The sequence below is a fragment of the Nitratireductor sp. StC3 genome (genome assembly GCF_003015025.1).
Classification (GTDB): domain Bacteria; phylum Pseudomonadota; class Alphaproteobacteria; order Rhizobiales; family Rhizobiaceae; genus Mangrovimarina; species Mangrovimarina alexandrii.
On the sequence record NZ_PYBP01000002.1, the window covers coordinates 61,417 to 78,596 of the forward strand.

Consider the following 17,180-nt stretch of genomic DNA (forward strand, 5'->3'; position numbering starts at 1 on the left):
CTCCCGTCTCCCGGCCGACGCCTTGTCGCCGCACAGCGCGCGGCGGGGGCGGCTTGTCTCATGCTTGCCGCCGCCTTGGCCGGCCCGGCGGCGGCCGTCGACGACGCGGCCCTTGCCGCCAAGCGGCCGCCGAAGCTCCTGTCGCAGACCGGGCTCTTCGCCGATCCAGCGACCCAGAAGCCGGCGGCGGGCGTGATCCCGTTCGCGGTCACCACGCCGCTGTTTTCCGATTATGCGCTCAAGACGCGCTTCGTCTACATCCCCGAAGGCAAGGCGGCCCGCTACCACGACACGGAGGCGTTTGCCTTTCCGGTCGGCTCCGTCCTGGTCAAGAGCTTCGCCTTTCCCGCCGATATGCGCCGGCCCGACGAGGCCGTCCGCCTGATCGAAACCCGGTTGCTCATCCGCCGGGACGACGGCTGGCAGGCCTGGGCCTATCTGTGGAACGACGAGCAGACCGACGCGACCTTGAACATTGCCGGCGCCAAGGTCGAGATCGCGCTCGCCGGCATCGGCGAGACGCCCGACAAGCCGCTGCGCTTCGCCTATTCCGTGCCCAACAAGAACCAGTGCAAGGCCTGTCACGCACTCGGCGGAACGATCGCCCCGATCGGCCCCAAGGCACGCAATCTCAACGACATTTTTTCCTATGCCGAGGGTCCGCGCAACCAGCTCGCGCATTGGAGCGACAAAGGGATTTTGGCCGGCGCGCCGCACCCGTCGGCGGCGCCGGCGGTGCCGGACTGGCGCGACCAGAGCGCACCGCTCGAGACGCGCGCGCGCGCCTGGCTCGACGTCAATTGCGCGCATTGCCACCGTCGGCAGGGCCCGGCGAGCAATTCGGGACTGTTTTTGACCTATGGCGAAACCGACCCGGTGGCGCTGGGAATCGGCAAGCGGCCGGTCGCCGCGGGTCGCGGCTCGGGCGGCCGCGACTTCGACATCAGCCCCGGCGATCCGGACGGATCGATCCTGATCTACCGCGTCGAAAGCACCGAGCCCGGCATCATGATGCCGGAGCTGGGCCGCTCCCGCTACGACCATGCGGCGGTCGAACTTCTACGCGACTGGATCGCGAATTTGCGTTAACTCTTTGTCGACAAAAGCCTATCGACAGATTTGACCGCCAATATTCAGTTACATTTTCTCACATAATGTGATTCCCTTGCCCATCACGCCTGTGGCAAACGGAGGCTGGGGCGCGAATTCATTCGAGGTGGGGACTTCGACGACATGTCGAGACGTTATTTCGGTACCGACGGTATCCGCGGCAAAGCCAATTCCTTTCCGATGACCGCCGATGTCGCCATGAAGGTCGGCATGGCGGCGGGCTTGTCTTTCCAGCGCGGCAACCATCGCCACCGAGTGGTGATCGGCAAGGACACGCGTCTGTCCGGTTACATGATCGAAAACGCCCTCGTGGCCGGCTTCTGCGCCGCCGGCATGGACGTCTTCCTGCTCGGACCGGTGCCGACGCCGGCCGTTGCCATGCTCACACGCTCGCTGCGCGCCGACCTTGGCGTAATGATCTCGGCCTCCCACAACGCCTTTCAGGACAACGGCATCAAGCTCTTCGGACCGGACGGCTACAAGCTTTCCGACGAAATCGAAATGCGCATCGAAAACATGCTTGACCGCGACCTGGCCGGCGAACTGGCCCGCTCCGACGGTCTCGGCCGGGCCAAACGCATCGACGGCGTCCACGATCGCTACATCGAATTCGCCAAACGCACGCTGCCGCGCTCGGTCTCACTGGCCGGCATGCGCGTGGTCATCGACAGCGCCAACGGCGCCGCCTACAAGGTCGCGCCGGCCGCGCTTTGGGAACTCGGCGCGGAAGTGTTTGCCATTCACGACGAGCCCAACGGCGTCAACATCAATGCCGGCTGCGGATCGACCCATCCCGAAAGCCTTTGCGAAAAGGTCCGCGAGCTCAAGGCCGATATCGGCATTGCACTCGACGGCGACGCCGACCGGGTCCTGATCGTCGACGAAACCGGGGCCATTGTCGACGGCGATCAGATCATGGCCGTGGTCGCCGAATCCTGGCATCAGGCCGGCCGGCTGGCCGGCGGCGGACTGGTGGCAACCGTGATGTCCAATCTCGGCCTCGAGCGCCATCTCGCCGACCAGGGGCTCACACTGCACCGCACCAAGGTCGGGGACCGCTACGTCGTCGAACACATGCGCGCGCATGGTTTCAATGTCGGCGGCGAACAGTCGGGGCACATCGTCCTGTCCGACTTTTCCACCACCGGCGACGGGCTGGTTTCAGCTCTTCAGGTTCTGTCCTGCATCAAGCGCTCGGACCGCCCGGCCAGCGAAGTGTGCCGCAGATTCGAACCCGTGCCGCAGATCCTCAAAAATGTCCGCTTCAACGGCGGCAAGCCGCTTGAAACCGATCAGGTCCGCGCGGTGATCCGGGACGCGGAGAGCAGGCTCGGCGCGACCGGCCGCTTGGTCATCCGGCCGTCGGGAACCGAGCCGCTGATCCGCGTGATGGCCGAGGGGGACGATCCCTCGCTGGTCGAGACCGTTGTCGACGACATCGTCGGCGTGATCGGCGAGACCAAGACCGCGGCTTAGATCCGCGCCCACGCGCCTGCCTGTCCCTGTTGCCGGCCGGCCGTTTCGGCCGGCGCCGCCCATGCGTTTGCAAAGCGCGTCGCCGCAGCCGCGCCCGTCGCGACGCCACGGCTCGTCTTTGCCGATACATCGCCAATGATCGACGATGCTTCGAATGCCATGGTTTCATGGTAAAGAAGCAGGGTTAAGCCCGCCTTAACTTTTCCGATTCATTATCTCGGTCGAGTTCAATCGAACCCGGCCTCACGCTGTCGGGAAATGCTAAGGGTGATCCTCATGACAAAGCCTGCCAGGCTAACGCTCTTCGGCGCGCTTCTTCTCGGCAGCGCCACCGCCGTATCCGCGGCCGATTTCTACGATCCGCCGGTGGTGGAGGCTCCCCCGCCCCCCGTCGTCTACGAGGAGGTCGATTCCGGCGGCTGGTACATTCGCGGCGACATCGGCTATCACTGGTCGAGCTTCAAGGATGCCGACTACGTCACCTACAGCCCGCCCGGCTATGGCAGTTTCGATTTCGGCGACCTGCGCGGCGCATGGTCCTTCGGCGCCGGCGTCGGCTACCAGGCCAACAAATATTTCCGCACCGATCTGACCCTCGATTACTGGGCAAAGTCAGAATTTACGGGCCAGACATCGGGCATTTGCGGCGGCCTGCCCTGCCAGTCGGTGGATGAAACCTCCTATTCCGCGCTGGTGCTTCTGGCCAATGCCTATGCCGAGTTCGGCTCCTGGAAAGGCATCACGCCCTATGTCGGTGCCGGTATCGGCGGAGCGCGCATCAAGTGGGACGATCTGCGCAACACGGTCGGCGGCGTCACCACGGTGCACGAAGGCACCGACGAATGGCGCTTTGCCTGGGCGCTCATGGCCGGTGCGTCCTACTGCCTGACCGACAACGTCCTTCTCGACGCCGGCTATCGCTTCACGCGTGTAAATGGCGGGCGGATGTTCGAATACGCTCCCATTGCCGGACCCGGCTTCGACGAAGGGATCGACGTCCACGAGGTCCGCGGCGGCCTGCGCTACCAGTTCGGCGGATCGAGCCGCTGCGCGCCGCCGCCGCAGGTCTACGAGCCGATCCCGGTTGAGCCGCCGGTCTACAAATAGACCGCCTGAAGACCGACCTTCCAGACCGCCCGGCCCCCGCCGGGCGGTTTTTTCGTGGCCGGGCAGGCGGCGTGGAAAAGCCCGGCCGACGGATGCGCGATGCGTTTTATGCTTAACCGGCATTTAACCACTATAGTTAACAATGCCTCACGAACCGGCGGCCGCATCTGGACGGTGTCGACCCCGCGCAACCGGAGTGAGGTCCATGAAACTGCTTACACCCATCCTGCTGGCCGGCGCAGCGACCACGCTGGTCGCGCTTGCGCCAGCGGTCCACGCCGCCGACTACGATCCGCCGATCTTCGTCGAGGAAGCGCCCGAATACGTGCCCGTCGAGGTCGGATCGGGCTGGTATCTGCGCGGCGACATCGGCTATGCCGTGTCCACCAGCTCACCGGGAGCCTTCGACTACCGCACGTTCAACGCGATCACCGGCACGTATGGCCAGTCGACATTCGCCACGGGCGCCGTCGACACCAGCTTTTCCTATGGCGGCGGTGTCGGCTACCGGTTCAACGAATGGTTCCGCGCGGAAGGCGTGATCGAGGGGTTCCAGGGCAAGTTCGAGGGCACCACGGTCGCCCCGGTACCTTGCGTCGATCCGGTTGCCAACCCGGCCTATGCAGGCACCACCTGCCGGTCTGAAGACAGCGCGCGCTATAACGGCATGTCCCTGATGGCCAACGGCTACGTCGATCTGGGCACCTATGCCGGCTTCACGCCCTATGCGGGTGCCGGCGTCGGCTATACCTATCTGCGCTGGGCCGATCTCGACAACGACACCTATTGCGTCGACGGCGCCGCGGCCTGTCCGCCGCCGCAGGCCTATCTGTCGAGCACCACTCACCCCGGAGAGAAGAGCTGGCGCTTCACCTACGCGCTGATGGCCGGCATGGCCTACGACATTTCCGACGTGCTGAAACTGGATGTCGGCTATCGCTATTCCAAGATCGAGGGCGGCCCGATGTTCGGCTTCGACGCGGCAACCGCAACCGCCGGGGCGGTCGGTGTGCAGGGCACGGATGACGGGCTCGAAACCCACGAGATCCGGGTGGGCGTGCGCTACGAGCTCTGGTAGTCCCGGACGCCAAATTCAGTCCTCAAAAACGGCGGGGTCACCCGCCGTTTTTCGTTCTGGCGACGCGTGGCATGCAAAAAAACCCGGTATGCGCGGCGCGCTTTTAGTATTGACGTCGCCGTCTCGTGGCTCTATCGCCATCCGTGGGCCACCCCTCCCCACCGAGGGGCGAGCTATCTGGAAGGATAGGAACACGATGACGACTTACCCCACGCCCGGACTCCGTCCGGCGAACCCCAATTTTTCCTCAGGTCCCTGCGCGAAACGTCCCGGCTGGTCGCCAGCCGCCCTCGACGTCTCCACTTTGGGGCGCTCCCACAGATCGAAACCCGGCAAGGCGGCGCTGCAACAGGCGATCGCGCTGACGCGCGACGTGCTGCAGGTGCCGGCCGGCCATGTGATCGGCATCGTGCCGGCTTCCGATACCGGTGCCGTCGAGATGGCTTTGTGGTCGCTGCTCGGCGCGCGCGGCGTCGACATGGTCGCCTGGGAATCCTTCGGCTCCGGCTGGATCACCGACGTGGTCAAGCAGCTCAGGCTCGACGATGTGCGCCGCATCGAGGCCGATTACGGCGAGTTGCCCGAGCTCTCGCGGATCGATTTCGATCGCGACGTGGTCTTCACCTGGAACGGCACCACGTCGGGCGTGCGCGTGCCGAACGGCGACTTCATTCCCGCCGACCGCAAGGGCCTGACCATCTGCGACGCGACCTCGGCCGCTTTTGCCCAGCGTCTCGATTTCGAAAAGCTCGATGTCGTCACCTTCTCCTGGCAAAAAGCGCTCGGCGGCGAGGCGGCCCACGGCGTGCTGATCCTGTCGCCGCGCGCCGTCGAACGCCTGGAGAGCTACACGCCAGCCTGGCCGATGCCGAAAATCTTCCGCCTGACCAAGGGCGGCAAGTTGATCGACGGCATTTTCAAGGGCGAGACCATCAACACGCCGTCGATGCTGTGCGTGGCCGACTATCTCGACGCACTCGGCTGGGCGAAATCGGTCGGCGGGCTCGACGGCCTGATCGCCCGCGCCGACGCCAATTTCGCCGTCATCGACGCGTTCGTGGAAGGTTCGGCCTGGGCCGCGCATCTGGCCCTCGTGCCGGAGACACGGTCGAACACCTCCGTGTGCTTGTCGATCGTCGACCCAGAGGTGACCGCGCTCGACACCGACAAGCAGGCCGCGTTCGCCAAGACCATGGTCGCGCTGCTCGACGCGGAAGGCGTCGCCTACGACATCGGCGCCTATCGCGACGCCCCTCCGGGTTTGAGGATCTGGACGGGCGCAACCGTCGAGACCGCCGATCTCGAGGCGCTGATGCCCTGGCTCGACTGGGCCTTCGCCACCCAGAAGGCCGCGCTCAAGGCTGCCGCCTGACCGCACGAGCGCCGCGCCGGCCCAGCCGGCGCGAGCGCCACTCCCCACATCGACCAAAGTTCCCGCGCCGCAGGGTCGCCACGCGATCCCTCTTCGCCAGGAAGAGCCGGCCAACCGGAAGGAAAACCCATGCCTAAAGTGCTCGTTTCCGACAAGCTGTCCCCGACCGCCGTCCAGATTTTCAAGGATCGCGGCGTCGAGGTCGACTACATGCCCGATATCGGCAAGGACAAGGACAGGCTTCTCGACATCATCGCCGACTATGACGGCCTCGCCATCCGTTCGGCGACCAAGGTTACGGCCAAGCTGATCGCGGCCGCCACGAACCTCAAAGTTGTCGGCCGCGCCGGCATCGGCGTCGACAATGTCGACATCCCCGCCGCCTCGCGCCGCGGCATCATCGTCATGAACACGCCCTTCGGCAATTCCATCACCACGGCCGAGCATGCGATTTCGCTGATGCTGGCCGTCGCCCGCCAGATTCCAGAGGCCAACGCCTCCACCCAGGCCGGCAAGTGGGAAAAGAACCGGTTCATGGGCGTGGAGATCACCGGCAAGACGCTCGGCGTCGTCGGCTGCGGCAATATCGGCTCGATCGTGGCGACACGCGGCGTCGGCCTGAAAATGCACGTGATCGCGTTCGACCCCTTCCTGTCGGAAAAGCGCGCCGTCGAACTCGGCATCGAGAAGGTGGAACTCGACGAACTGCTTGCCCGCTCCGACTTCATCACCCTGCACACGCCGCTGACCGACAAGACCCGCAACATCGTCAACGCCCAATCGATCGCCAAGATGAAGGATGGCGTGCGCATCATCAACTGCGCCCGCGGCGGTCTGATCGTCGAGGCCGACCTGGTCGCGGCCTTGAAATCCGGCAAGGTCGCCGGCGCCGGCATCGACGTCTTCGAGGTCGAGCCGGCCACCGAGAACGCGCTGTTCGGGCTCGACAACGTCGTCTGCACCCCGCATCTGGGCGCCGCCACCACCGAGGCGCAGGAAAACGTCGCCCTGCAGGTCGCCGAACAGATGTCTGACTACCTGGTCAAGGGCGCCGTCACCAACGCCATCAACATGCCCTCTATAACTGCGGAGGAAGCGCCGCGGCTGAAGCCGTTCATCAAGCTCGCCGAAGTGCTCGGAACCTTTGTCGGCCAGGTCACCGAGGACCCGATCAAGGAAGTCGAGATCCTGTTCGACGGCCAGACCGCTTCCATGAACACCCGCGCCCTGGTCAGCGCGGCGCTGGCCGGCCTGATCCGGCCGCAGGTCTCCGACGTCAACATGGTCTCGGCCCCGATCATGGCCAAGGAGCGGGGCGTCATCCTGTCAGAGATCAAGCGCGACAAATCCGGCGTTTTCGACGGTTACATCAAGCTCACCGTCAAGACGCCGACCAAGACCCGCACGATCGCCGGCACCTGCTTTTCCGACGGCAAGCCGCGCTTCATCCAGATCAAGGGCATCAATCTGGAGGCCGAGGTCGGCGAGCACATGCTCTACACGACCAATCAGGACACGCCCGGCATTATCGGCCTGCTCGGCTCGGTGCTGGGCAAGGGCGAGGTCAACATCGCCAACTTCCAGCTTGGCCGCAACAGGGCCGGCGGCGACGCGATCGCCCTGCTTTATCTGGACGCGCAGATTCCCGACGCCGTACTGGCCGAACTGCGCACCAATCCCAAGATCGACTCGGCCAAGCCGCTGCATTTCGACATCAACGGCAACTGACCCGCAATACCGCTCAGCGTCCGGCCGGATCGCCGGCCAGACGCCGCCCCGCGCGCTCGGCGACGAAGATGCCGCCGAGCGTCATCGCCAGCGCCAAGGCGTGATAGGGGCGCAAATCCTCGCCCAGCACGAGGATCGACAGTACCGTTCCGAAGATGGGCACCAGATTGACGAACAGGCCGGCGCGGTTCGCGCCGATCAGTTCGACCCCGCGCACATAAAATACCTGCGCAAGCAGCGACGGAAACAGCGCGATGAAGGCGACCAGCGCCCAGCCGCGCCCGTCCGGCCAGGCCAGCGCCCCGAAAGCGTATTCGGCGGCCACGAACGGCACAGTTCCCAGAAAGGCGGCTGCCGACAGCACCATCAGGAAGCTCTGCCAATGGATAGCCGGCTTGAACCGCAGCGCGACCGTGTAGCCGGCATAGACCAGCACCGCCCCCAGCATCAGCGCATCGCCGAGATTGAGTTCGAGCGCCAGCAGCCGTGCCGGCGCGCCGTGGCTCGCCACGAGAACGACGCCGGTCACCGACACCACGAAGCCGACCATCTGCCCCGGCGCCACCCGCACGCGAAACAGCAGGAAGTTCAGCAGGAAAATGAACATCGGAATGCCGCCCTGTTCGATGCTGACATTGATCGCGCTCGTATGGGCAAGGGCGGTGTAAAGCGCAACATTGAACAAGGTGAACCCGAAAAAGCCGAGCAGGAAAAGCAGACCGAGATGCGACCGCACCAGCGCCCAGTCGGCGCGCAACCGACGATGGCCGACGCAAAACAGCACCAAAAAGGCGACCGCCCAGCGCAGCGCCGTCAGCGCCATCGGCGACACGTGGCCCACCGCCAGCTTGCCGGCGACGGCATTGGCGCCCCAGAAAAGGGTCGTCGCCAAAAGCAGGAAATAGGCGTTGCGCTGCATGGGCCAAGTCCGCTGGAGGGCAGGCCTTGGCCTACGCAGTTCGCGTTGCGATGTAAATCCATCCCCGTGGCGCTTCTATCGGCGGCCAAGATGGGGTAGGCTTGCGATGAATGGGGAAGCAGGACGCTTGTCACATGCTTCAGACCTCGCCAGCCGACCTTCGCCGCCACGTGTTAGCGTTTGCGCTCGCCATCGTCGTCGGGATCGTTCTCGTGTTCTGGCACAGTTCGACGGCCACCGCCCGCGACGGCGCGCTTCTGGTCGACCCCCGCCAGCAAACGACACCGAAGCCGAAAAAGGCCGAAACCGGAAAAGCGCCGCCAGCCGCCCAACCCGCAACAACCACACGCAAGAACGCGACCACGCCACGCAGGACGACGCGCAAACCGACACGGCGCAAGGCCCGGGCACGTGTACCCAGCGAAACCGCGCCAAGCGGTAGCCCGCCCGCAGGCGAAACCCGTTTCGTCGCCGACGAAGTGATCGTGCGTTACCGGCTTAGAGCCGCGCAACCGGCGATGGACGCTCTGGTGCGGCGCCTCAATCTGCGCCATCTGGAAGGTCGCACCTTCGCGCTCGCCGGCATCACCGTCCACCGCTACGGCATTGTCGATGGCACGCCGGTCACAACCGTGATCGCCGCCCTGGAGGCCGATGCCACGGTCGTCTACGCCCAGCCCAACTATCTCTACGAACTGGCCCAGGCCGCAGCCACCGCATCCGGCGGCCCGCAATACGCGCTCGCCAAGATGGCGATCGAGGCCGCCCAGGCCGTCACGACCGGCAAGGACGTGCCGGTTGCCGTGATCGATTCGGCGATTGACGTCACCCATCCCGAACTGGAAGCGGCCGCGGTGGAGACTGCCGACGTTACCGGCAATGCGCCGGAGCCGCACCAGCACGGCAGCACCATCGCCGCGCTGATCGCCTCGCGCGGCACGTTGCGCGGCATCGCGCCGGACGTGAAGATGATCGGCATTGCCGCCTTCGACGTCGACAGGGCTTCCGGCACGGTCAACAGCAGTTCGTGGCGGGTCGCCGCGGCCATCGACCATGCTTATGAATGGGGTGCCCGCCTGGTCAATATGAGCTTCGCCGGCCCAAAGGACCCGCTGATCGCGCGCAGCGTCGCCGGCATGGGGCGACGCGGCATGATCGCGGTCGCGGCCGCCGGCAATGCCGGCCCCGAGGCGCCGCCGCTCTACCCGGCCGCCTATGCCGGGGTGATCGCGGTAACCGCGACCGACCGCGACGACGCCGTGTTCGCGAAGGCCAATCGGGGCGACTATGTCGCGCTCGCCGCACCCGGTGTCGAGATTCTCGGCATCGCGCCAGGCGGACGCTATGTCGTGTCGTCCGGCACCTCTCTGGCGGCGGCCCATGTCAGCGGACTGGCCGCGCTGCTACTCGGCCGCGCCAAGAGCCTGTCGGCCAAAGCGCTTCTCGACGCGCTGGCGGCGTCCTCGCACGACCTCGGCGACCCCGGCGTCGATCCGGTCTACGGCGCCGGCCTGCCCGATGCCGGCAGCGCCATAAGCCGGTTCGGGTCCTGAGGCACAACGCACGCGCGCATCGACCCCGCACAAGCAAAAATATTTCTTATAAATTCAATGGCTTGAAGAAGAAGGCGGCTTTTCCTCCGCGGTTTGTGAACCTTTTGCCACCCCGTCGCGACCAACGGACATGGCTTTCGGGCCTGGCAAGAAGAAACCCTGGAGGACACCATGCTGACCAAACTGCTCACCACCGCGATCGTATCCGGTCTTATCGCCACCGCTGTCGCACCCGCCGCAGCCTATGCCCGCGACGGCGCCGGGCTTCCGTTTGCCCGCATGCACAACCCCGACGGCTCGACCGTCACCTCGCGCGGCCGCCGCGACGGTTCGCGTCTTGAGACCCACCGCAACAAGCGCGGCAAGATCGTGAAGCGGATTCCGCACCGCAAACCCATGCTGCGCAAAGGCAAGCGCCGCAGCGTGCCCTGGGCGAGCTCCTACGACCGGCGCACCGGCACCAGCATCACCGCGATCGGCAACGGCAATGGCACCCGCACCGTCATCACCTTCGGCATCGGCGGTTTCGGTATCCATATTTCGCGCTGAACACGGTGAAAACCGGCATCAGGCTCGCCGTTCCCGGCGGGCCTGACGTCGCGACAGATCGGAGACCGGCCATGAAGGCGCCGCATGTTTCACCTGGACCAAAACATCGGCTAGGCTGCACCGATACGCTCATGCGGTCGCGGCAGCCGCCGACCGCCGGGAGGGCCAGCCACGCTGATGCAGGGTGCGCAGGAAACGGATACGGTCTTGTTGAGCCGGATCGGCACGGGCGACCGTGCGGCCATGCAGACGCTTTACACGCGCCATTCCAAGCGCCTCTATCACTATCTGCTGCGTTTGACCCGCGACGGCGCCGTGGCCGAGGACCTGGTCAACGACGTCTTCGTCGATTTGTGGAAGGGCGGCAACACGTTCGAGGGCCGCGCCCAGGTTTCGACCTGGCTGCTGGCGATCGCCCGCTACAAAGCGCTCTCGGCGCTGCGGCGCCAAAAACCGACCGTCGAGTCCGACGCGGCGCTGGAAAACTGGGAGGAACCGGGCGACACGCCGGAAGTGGCCGCACAGAAAGCGGACAAGGGCAAGAGATTGCGCGCCTGCATCGAGCAGCTCTCCGTCGAGCACCGCGAGGTGATCGATCTGGTCTACTACCAGGAAAAGTCGGTCCGCGAGATCAGCGACATCGTCGGGATCCCCGAGGCGACCGTCAAGACGCGCATGTTTTACGCCCGCAAAAACCTTTCGGCGCTGATGGCGCGGGCGGGACTTGATAGAGGTTGGCCATGACCCTGACCCATGACGAACGCGAGGCGCTGGAACTGCTGTTGCCGTGGTACGCGGCCGGCACCCTCGAGGAAGAGGAGCGTCGGCGCGTCGAGGCAGCGCTCGAATCCGATGCTGGACTGGCCGACAGCCTCGCCCTGGTACGCCAGGATCGCGAGGCCGCGCTCGAGTTGATCGCCGAGGAGCCGGTCCCCGCCTCGATGGCGGCGCGCTTCGAGGCCGCGCTCAATGCCACGCCGCACCCTGCCGAAACCCACCAGGCAAGGCCCGCCCGGTCTTTACAGGAAGGCCCTCTGGCCCGATTCGGCGCCTGGCTGTCGCAGCTTCTGTCGCCGCCGCGGCTGGCCGTTGCCGCTCTCGCCGCCGCCCTCCTGATCGCCGTTCAGGCCGGGCTGCTCGTCTCGCTGATCGGCACGAGCGAAGACGGGAACGGTTTCACGGTCGCCAGCGAAGAGGACGAGGGCGCGCAGGCCGGGGGGCTGGCCGTACTCGTCCAGTTCGCGCCCGATCTCGACATGGCCGCACTCGCCGCCTTTCTCGACCGCGCGGGCGGGCGCATCGTCGACGGCCCGCTTCCGGGCGGCCTGTTCAAGCTGCGCTTCGCCGAGGCCGCCGATCAGGATGCGCTGGCGGCGCGGCTGCGCGCCGAGCCGGCCTTGTTCGCCCTGGTATTGCCGAGCGAATAAGTATGGCGGTCGCCCGCGCGAGAGCGCGACGCCGATAGCCGAATCGTGAAACGAAAAATTGGCACTCCCAAGGGGACTCGAACCCCTGTTTCCGCCGTGAGAGGGCGGCGTCCTAGACCACTAGACGATGGGAGCCCGGGAACCGCGCCGATATAGGCCTTCGCGCGAACAAATGCAACATCGCGCTGCGCCCAATCGACATTTCGCCGCGAGGAGCGGCATGCAGCGGTTTGCCGCTTGCGGGGTCAGCCTTGCCGGGGATCGACCGGGTCCCACAGATTGCCGCAGCGACTGTGTAACACGGCCGTCATGCGACACCTCTCGCGCCGGGGCGCTTCGCGAAAGCACGAGACGGCGACGGTCGCGGTCCGGCGACGGAAATTCACTGAGCGCGAATGTCGTAGCGGCCCAGAAGCCGGCGCCCGCGCACATCGTAAATGTAGATCGCCGCCTGCCCGTCCGGCAGCGCGACATGCAGCGCGACCCGATCGCCCGACAGCGACTGCGACAGGATCTGCGCACCGGCAGGCAAGACGATCTCGGCTTCGACGAACGGCGTGTCGGCAGGTGCGGGAACCGGGCTGTCGCCGGCGGTTTCGGGCGCGTCGCCGGAAAAGCTCACCTTGTAGACAACCGCCCCGAGCACGGCCATAACGGCCACGAACAGGATTCCCAGATTGATCGCGATGAACCGGACCAGCTTGCGGCGCACTTTTTCGGCAGCCGGATCGAGCGGCTTGTCTTCGGCTTCGTCGGAGGCAAATTGTGGTCGTTCCATGGACGGTACTTCCATAGCGGACGGGCGATCATGACGAGCGCTCCTGATAGCCGAGGCACCACGCGATGGAAAGAGGCGTCGACATGAGGCAAAGTCACGCGGACATGCGCGCCGGCGACCAACGTCGCCTGATCGTCGCCGAAGGGGCCGCCGGCAGCCGGCTCGACCAGTGGCTCGCCGGCAGCCTGGACGGCGCGCTGTCGCGCAGTCGCATCCAGGGCCTGGTCAAGGCCGGCGCCGTCACGGTCGGCGACCAGGTGGTGCGTGAGCCCAAGCACAAGCTCGCCGCCGGCGATCGCGTCGCGCTGGTCCTGCCCGAGCCGGAACCGGCCGATCCGCAAGCCGAGGCGATCGCGCTCGACATCCTGTTCGAGGACGACCATCTGATCGTCATCAACAAGCCGGCCGGCATGGTCGTTCATCCCGCCGCCGGCAATTGGACCGGGACGCTGGTCAACGCACTGCTTCACCATTGCGGTCCATCCCTTTCGGGTGTCGGCGGGGTGCGTCGCCCCGGCATCGTGCATCGGCTCGACAAGGACACCAGCGGTGTGATGGTGGTGGCCAAATCCGACGCCGCCCATCGCGGTCTGGCCGCAGCCTTTGCCGATCACGGCCGCGACGGCACGCTCGAGCGTGCCTATGCGGCCTTCGCCTGGGGGGCGCCCGAGCGCGACACCGGCACGATCGAGGCTGCGCTCGGCCGGTCGTCGAAGGACCGCACCCGCCGCGCGGTGGTCGCGCCCGACCGTCCCGACGCCCGTCAGGCCGTCACCCACTACAAGGTGATCGAGCGCTATCGCGCCGCCGACGGCACGGCCGATGCGGCCGCCTTGCTCGACTGCCGCCTGGAAACCGGGCGCACCCACCAGATTCGGGTTCATCTCGCCCATATCGGCCACCCGTTGATCGGCGACCCGGATTATGGCCGCGCCCTGCGGACCAAGGCCAACCGCCTGCGCGAACCGGCACGCGATCTGGCGCTCGCCTTTCCGCGCCAGGCGCTGCATGCCCGCCTGCTCGGCTTCCGGCATCCACTCAGTGGCGAAGCCATGCGCTTCGAAACCGCCTTGCCGGACGACCTCGCGCGCCTGGCGGCCTGCTTGCGTGCGCCATAAAAAGTTGATATTTTAAGTTCACTTTTGTGTGAAGGTGATTTTCGGCGGCAAAAACCGTGAAATCGCCCGAATTCTACCTATATTTCCTATATGGCTGCGGTGCGTCTTTTATGCGGCCGCGCCTCACAGGCCCGCCGGTCTCCGGGGGCAAAATCCATTGGAGGGAGGGTGCTTTATGGCCCAGACATTACCCAGTATCGTATCGGGAGAAGGCGGCCTCAGCCGCTATCTTGAGGAAATCCGCCGATTTCCCATGCTGCAGCCCGAAGAAGAATACATGCTCGCCAAACGGTATCACGAACATGGCGACACCGACGCCGCACATCGGCTCGTCACCAGCCATCTGCGGCTCGTGGCCAAGATCGGCATGGGCTACCGTGGTTATGGCCTGCCGATCGGCGAAGTCATCTCGGAAGGCAATGTCGGCCTTATGCAGGCCGTGAAGAAATTCGAGCCCGAGCGCGGCTTTCGCCTCGCCACCTATGCGATGTGGTGGATCAAGGCGGCGATCCAGGAATATATTTTGCGCTCCTGGAGCCTGGTCAAGATGGGCACCACGGCCAATCAGAAGCGGTTGTTCTTCAACCTGCGCAAGGTCAAGAGCAAGATTCAGGCGCTCGACGACGGCGATCTTAACCCCGAACAGGTGAGCGAGATCGCCACCCGGCTCAACGTCAGCGAGGAAGAAGTTATCTCGATGAACCGCCGGCTTTCCGGTGACGCCTCGCTCAACGCGCCGATCCGCGCGACGGAAGGCGAATCGGGCGAATGGCAGGACTGGCTGGTCGATACCAGCCGTTCGCAGGAAGAAATCCTGGTCGAGCAGGACGAGCTGGAAAACCGGCGCGGCATGCTCGGCGAGGCGCTCGACGTGCTCAACGAGCGTGAAAGGCGAATCTTCGAAGCCCGCCGCCTGTCGGAAGACCCGCTCACGCTCGAAGAGCTTTCGGGCGAATTCGACATCTCGCGCGAGCGCGTGCGCCAGATCGAGGTCCGCGCCTTCGAAAAGGTCCAGGAAGCCGTCAAGGCGGCGGCCAAGCGCAAGGATCAGGCCGTTCGCACCATTGATGCCGGCGCTGCCGCCTGATTGCAGCGGCGCGGGCTGCGGCCTTGTCGTGCGGGTCGTGCGGGTCGCGTTCCCGCGAGCCGCGTCGCCGTTTGCATAGGTTTTTGAAGGCCTGACGGCTCCCCGAAGCTCATTGTGACATCGAACGGCTTGAGCGCCGGGACTTGGGCGCGCGGCTGGGGCACGCCGCGATACGGATTCGACAGGTAAAGCCGGCGCTGCCTATCAGGACCGCGACACTCACAGGCCGGCCGTTGCCGTCGCGCTCGACGATGAGAGAGCTATCCGCTGGAGGCGGCCTCCCACGCCTTCAACGCTTCGTCGAAGACCTTTTCCCCCGGCAGACCCTTTTCCATCGTCACCAATGCCCGCCGGCCCGATTTGTAGACGATCGGCAGATCGATCCAGTTCTGGTCGCGCAGCATGCGCATGTTCTGCGCGATGTCGGTTTCGGCGTCGTTGAGCGCGACGAGGAAAAACCCGTCGGCGATCTTGGCGGGAATGCCGCGCAGCGGATTGCCGGCCGCCTGCTCGGTATCCTTCATCGTCATCCGGAGCACATTGTCGATCGGCCCGCTGGCGAAATTTTCCGGCGTCAGGAAGATCAGCTCCACGATATGGCTGGCCGGAAGGGTCTGGTCGGCGTTGCGGCGAATCGTCAAACGCAACTTCAGATCCTTGTCGGGAATGCTCGCCTCGGCGCGGATCGCAGGTTCCGGCGGCAGGTCGTTTCCGGGCGATTCCTGCGCCAGCGACCACACGACGGCCCCCGAATCGGCTGTGCCTTCCGCGACGGCCGTGCGTTCCTCGTAAAAGATCGCCTTCTGCGCCACCGGTACGCCGGCCTCGGCGGCGGCGCCGGGCGTGCCGGCAGTGTCGCCCGCACCCGCCTCGCCCGTGCCCGGCAACGGTTCGCTGTCGGGCGGCGTAGCCGCGGCCATAGAGGTACCCTCGCCAACCGTCGCTTCCCCGCCGGCCGGACCTTCGTCGGTCTCGCTGCCATCCGTGTTGAGGCGCTGGGTGAATTTCTGCGGCTCCTCGGCAGCCGTCTCGTCAGGCGCGACGGGATCCGGCGCCGCGGCCGTCTCCGCCTCCGGCTCGGGCGCCGGCGTTTCGGCGGCAGGCTCGGCGGCGGCCGTCTCCTCGGCCGCATCCTGTGCCGCGATTTCGGTTTCCCCAGATCCGAACAGGCCGGCGAACCCGTCCCTGTTGAGCCACATCGCGTAGGAGGCGCCACCGACAAGCACCACCACCGCGGCGGCAGCGACCCACCGGCCGACGGGCCGCTTGGCGCGATTGTCCGGCGGCGGGGGCGGCACGTCTTGCGGTACGAATTCGGCATCGCCCAGCGGCGGCACCTCTCCCTCCTCCGAGGGACCGTCCGCGTCGACCTCCGGTCCTTGAACCGGGTTGCCCGCAGGCGGCGAAGCGAGAACGGGGGCAGGTGCAGCCTCGGTGGCCGGCTTGACGGCCTCCGGCAACGGATCGGTCTTCGGCACCGCCGGCGTCGCGCTCGCCGCCGGCATGGCGGCGGCCGCGGGTTCGGTCTTCTCCGGCTTCGGTTTGGAAAGGTCGGCAAAAAGCGCGTCCAGTTCCGCGAGCGGATCGGAGGAATCGGCTGGCGCCTTCGCTTGGAATTCGCGCTCGATTTCGCGAATGGCGTTTTCGAGCTGCTGGCGTTGACGCTCGGCAACGGCCTCAGGCGGCGGCGGATTCATGGCCGCCAGCTTGGCGCCAATCGTCGCACGGGCCTTCTGATAGACCTTTTCACGAATTTCGGGCGTGGTTTCGCCGAGATTCCCGATCGTTTTTTTCAGAACCGCTACGAAATCTGCCATTCGTCGCCGACCTGTCCTTTCCTGTCCGTGCGGCGAACCGGCCCTGCCCCCGCCCCGCGCC

General features: G+C 65.8%; 16 protein-coding genes and 1 tRNA gene. 12 read left to right on the forward strand and 5 right to left on the reverse strand.

Annotated features, from left to right (window positions below):
- Positions 1-60 precede the first annotated feature (60 nt).
- Together C7T96_RS04705 and glmM are read left to right on the forward strand one after the other, a co-directional pair.
- Positions 61-1,089, forward strand: coding sequence for an SO2930 family diheme c-type cytochrome (locus C7T96_RS04705; RefSeq protein ID WP_106570050.1), 1,029 nt, complete (start codon positions 61-63; stop codon positions 1,087-1,089).
- Between the two features lie 144 nt (positions 1,090-1,233).
- A complete protein-coding gene (gene glmM, locus C7T96_RS04710) occupies positions 1,234-2,586 on the forward strand; it encodes a phosphoglucosamine mutase (protein WP_106570051.1) in 1,353 nt (450 codons plus the stop codon).
- On the opposite strand, the gene C7T96_RS23980 is transcribed toward glmM, so the two are convergent.
- Entirely contained in the window at positions 2,583-2,747 is a 165-nt protein-coding gene (locus tag C7T96_RS23980) for a hypothetical protein (RefSeq protein WP_158264307.1), read from the reverse strand. The genes glmM and C7T96_RS23980 overlap by 4 nt on opposite strands.
- A gap of 115 nt (positions 2,748-2,862) precedes the next feature.
- Between C7T96_RS23980 and C7T96_RS04715 the strand changes: the two genes are divergently transcribed.
- From C7T96_RS04715 to serA, 4 genes are all read left to right on the forward strand, one after another.
- Complete coding sequence (locus C7T96_RS04715; RefSeq protein ID WP_106570052.1) at positions 2,863-3,693, forward strand: outer membrane protein; 831 nt, start codon at positions 2,863-2,865, stop codon at positions 3,691-3,693.
- 205 nt (positions 3,694-3,898) lie between these two features.
- Positions 3,899-4,771: an outer membrane protein gene (locus C7T96_RS04720; protein ID WP_106570053.1), complete on the forward strand. Its 873-nt coding sequence runs from the start codon at positions 3,899-3,901 to the stop codon at positions 4,769-4,771.
- Between the two features lie 196 nt (positions 4,772-4,967).
- The gene (locus C7T96_RS04725) at positions 4,968-6,143 is read left to right on the forward strand and encodes a phosphoserine transaminase (RefSeq protein WP_106570054.1); all 1,176 of its coding nucleotides are present in this window, start codon (positions 4,968-4,970) and stop codon (positions 6,141-6,143) included.
- A gap of 129 nt (positions 6,144-6,272) precedes the next feature.
- Positions 6,273-7,871 carry a phosphoglycerate dehydrogenase gene (serA, locus tag C7T96_RS04730; protein WP_106570055.1) on the forward strand — a complete coding sequence of 533 codons (1,599 nt, stop codon included), beginning with the start codon at positions 6,273-6,275 and terminating at the stop codon, positions 7,869-7,871.
- 13 nt (positions 7,872-7,884) lie between these two features.
- Here serA and C7T96_RS04735 read toward each other — a convergent pair whose 3' ends face one another.
- Positions 7,885-8,790 (reverse strand): DMT family transporter, encoded by a 906-nt coding sequence (locus C7T96_RS04735; RefSeq protein ID WP_106570056.1) that lies wholly within the window; start codon positions 8,788-8,790, stop codon positions 7,885-7,887.
- Positions 8,791-8,924: 134 nt separating this feature from the next.
- On the opposite strand from C7T96_RS04735, the gene C7T96_RS04740 reads away from it, so the two are divergent.
- The 4 genes from C7T96_RS04740 to C7T96_RS04755 all read left to right on the forward strand — a co-directional run bounded on the left by C7T96_RS04740 (position 8,925) and on the right by C7T96_RS04755 (position 12,319).
- Entirely contained in the window at positions 8,925-10,343 is a 1,419-nt protein-coding gene (locus C7T96_RS04740; protein ID WP_158264308.1) for a S8 family serine peptidase, read from the forward strand.
- A gap of 171 nt (positions 10,344-10,514) precedes the next feature.
- Positions 10,515-10,892, forward strand: coding sequence for a hypothetical protein (locus C7T96_RS04745; protein ID WP_106570058.1), 378 nt, complete (start codon positions 10,515-10,517; stop codon positions 10,890-10,892).
- Positions 10,893-11,069: 177 nt separating this feature from the next.
- Entirely contained in the window at positions 11,070-11,636 is a 567-nt protein-coding gene (locus C7T96_RS04750) for a sigma-70 family RNA polymerase sigma factor (protein WP_106570059.1), read from the forward strand.
- Positions 11,633-12,319 (forward strand): hypothetical protein, encoded by a 687-nt coding sequence (locus C7T96_RS04755; protein WP_106570060.1) that lies wholly within the window; start codon positions 11,633-11,635, stop codon positions 12,317-12,319. Before C7T96_RS04750 ends, C7T96_RS04755 begins: the two co-directional genes overlap by 4 nt.
- Positions 12,320-12,378: 59 nt before the next feature.
- Here the strand turns inward: C7T96_RS04755 and C7T96_RS04760 are convergent.
- Together C7T96_RS04760 and C7T96_RS04765 are read right to left on the reverse strand one after the other, a co-directional pair.
- Positions 12,379-12,454 (reverse strand) — tRNA-Glu (locus tag C7T96_RS04760).
- Positions 12,455-12,701: 247 nt separating this feature from the next.
- Positions 12,702-13,097, reverse strand: coding sequence for a fimbrial protein (locus C7T96_RS04765; RefSeq protein ID WP_106570061.1), 396 nt, complete (start codon positions 13,095-13,097; stop codon positions 12,702-12,704).
- Positions 13,098-13,201: 104 nt separating this feature from the next.
- On the opposite strand from C7T96_RS04765, the gene C7T96_RS04770 reads away from it, so the two are divergent.
- Together C7T96_RS04770 and rpoH are read left to right on the forward strand one after the other, a co-directional pair.
- Entirely contained in the window at positions 13,202-14,215 is a 1,014-nt protein-coding gene (locus C7T96_RS04770) for an RluA family pseudouridine synthase (RefSeq protein WP_106570062.1), read from the forward strand.
- A gap of 175 nt (positions 14,216-14,390) precedes the next feature.
- Positions 14,391-15,302, forward strand: a complete 912-nt coding sequence (gene rpoH / locus C7T96_RS04775; protein WP_106570063.1) for an RNA polymerase sigma factor RpoH — start codon at positions 14,391-14,393, stop codon at positions 15,300-15,302.
- 260 nt (positions 15,303-15,562) lie between these two features.
- Here the strand turns inward: rpoH and C7T96_RS04780 are convergent, their stop codons facing one another.
- The gene (locus tag C7T96_RS04780; RefSeq protein WP_106570064.1) at positions 15,563-17,119 is read right to left on the reverse strand and encodes a hypothetical protein; all 1,557 of its coding nucleotides are present in this window, start codon (positions 17,117-17,119) and stop codon (positions 15,563-15,565) included.
- Positions 17,120-17,180: the final 61 nt, after the last annotated feature.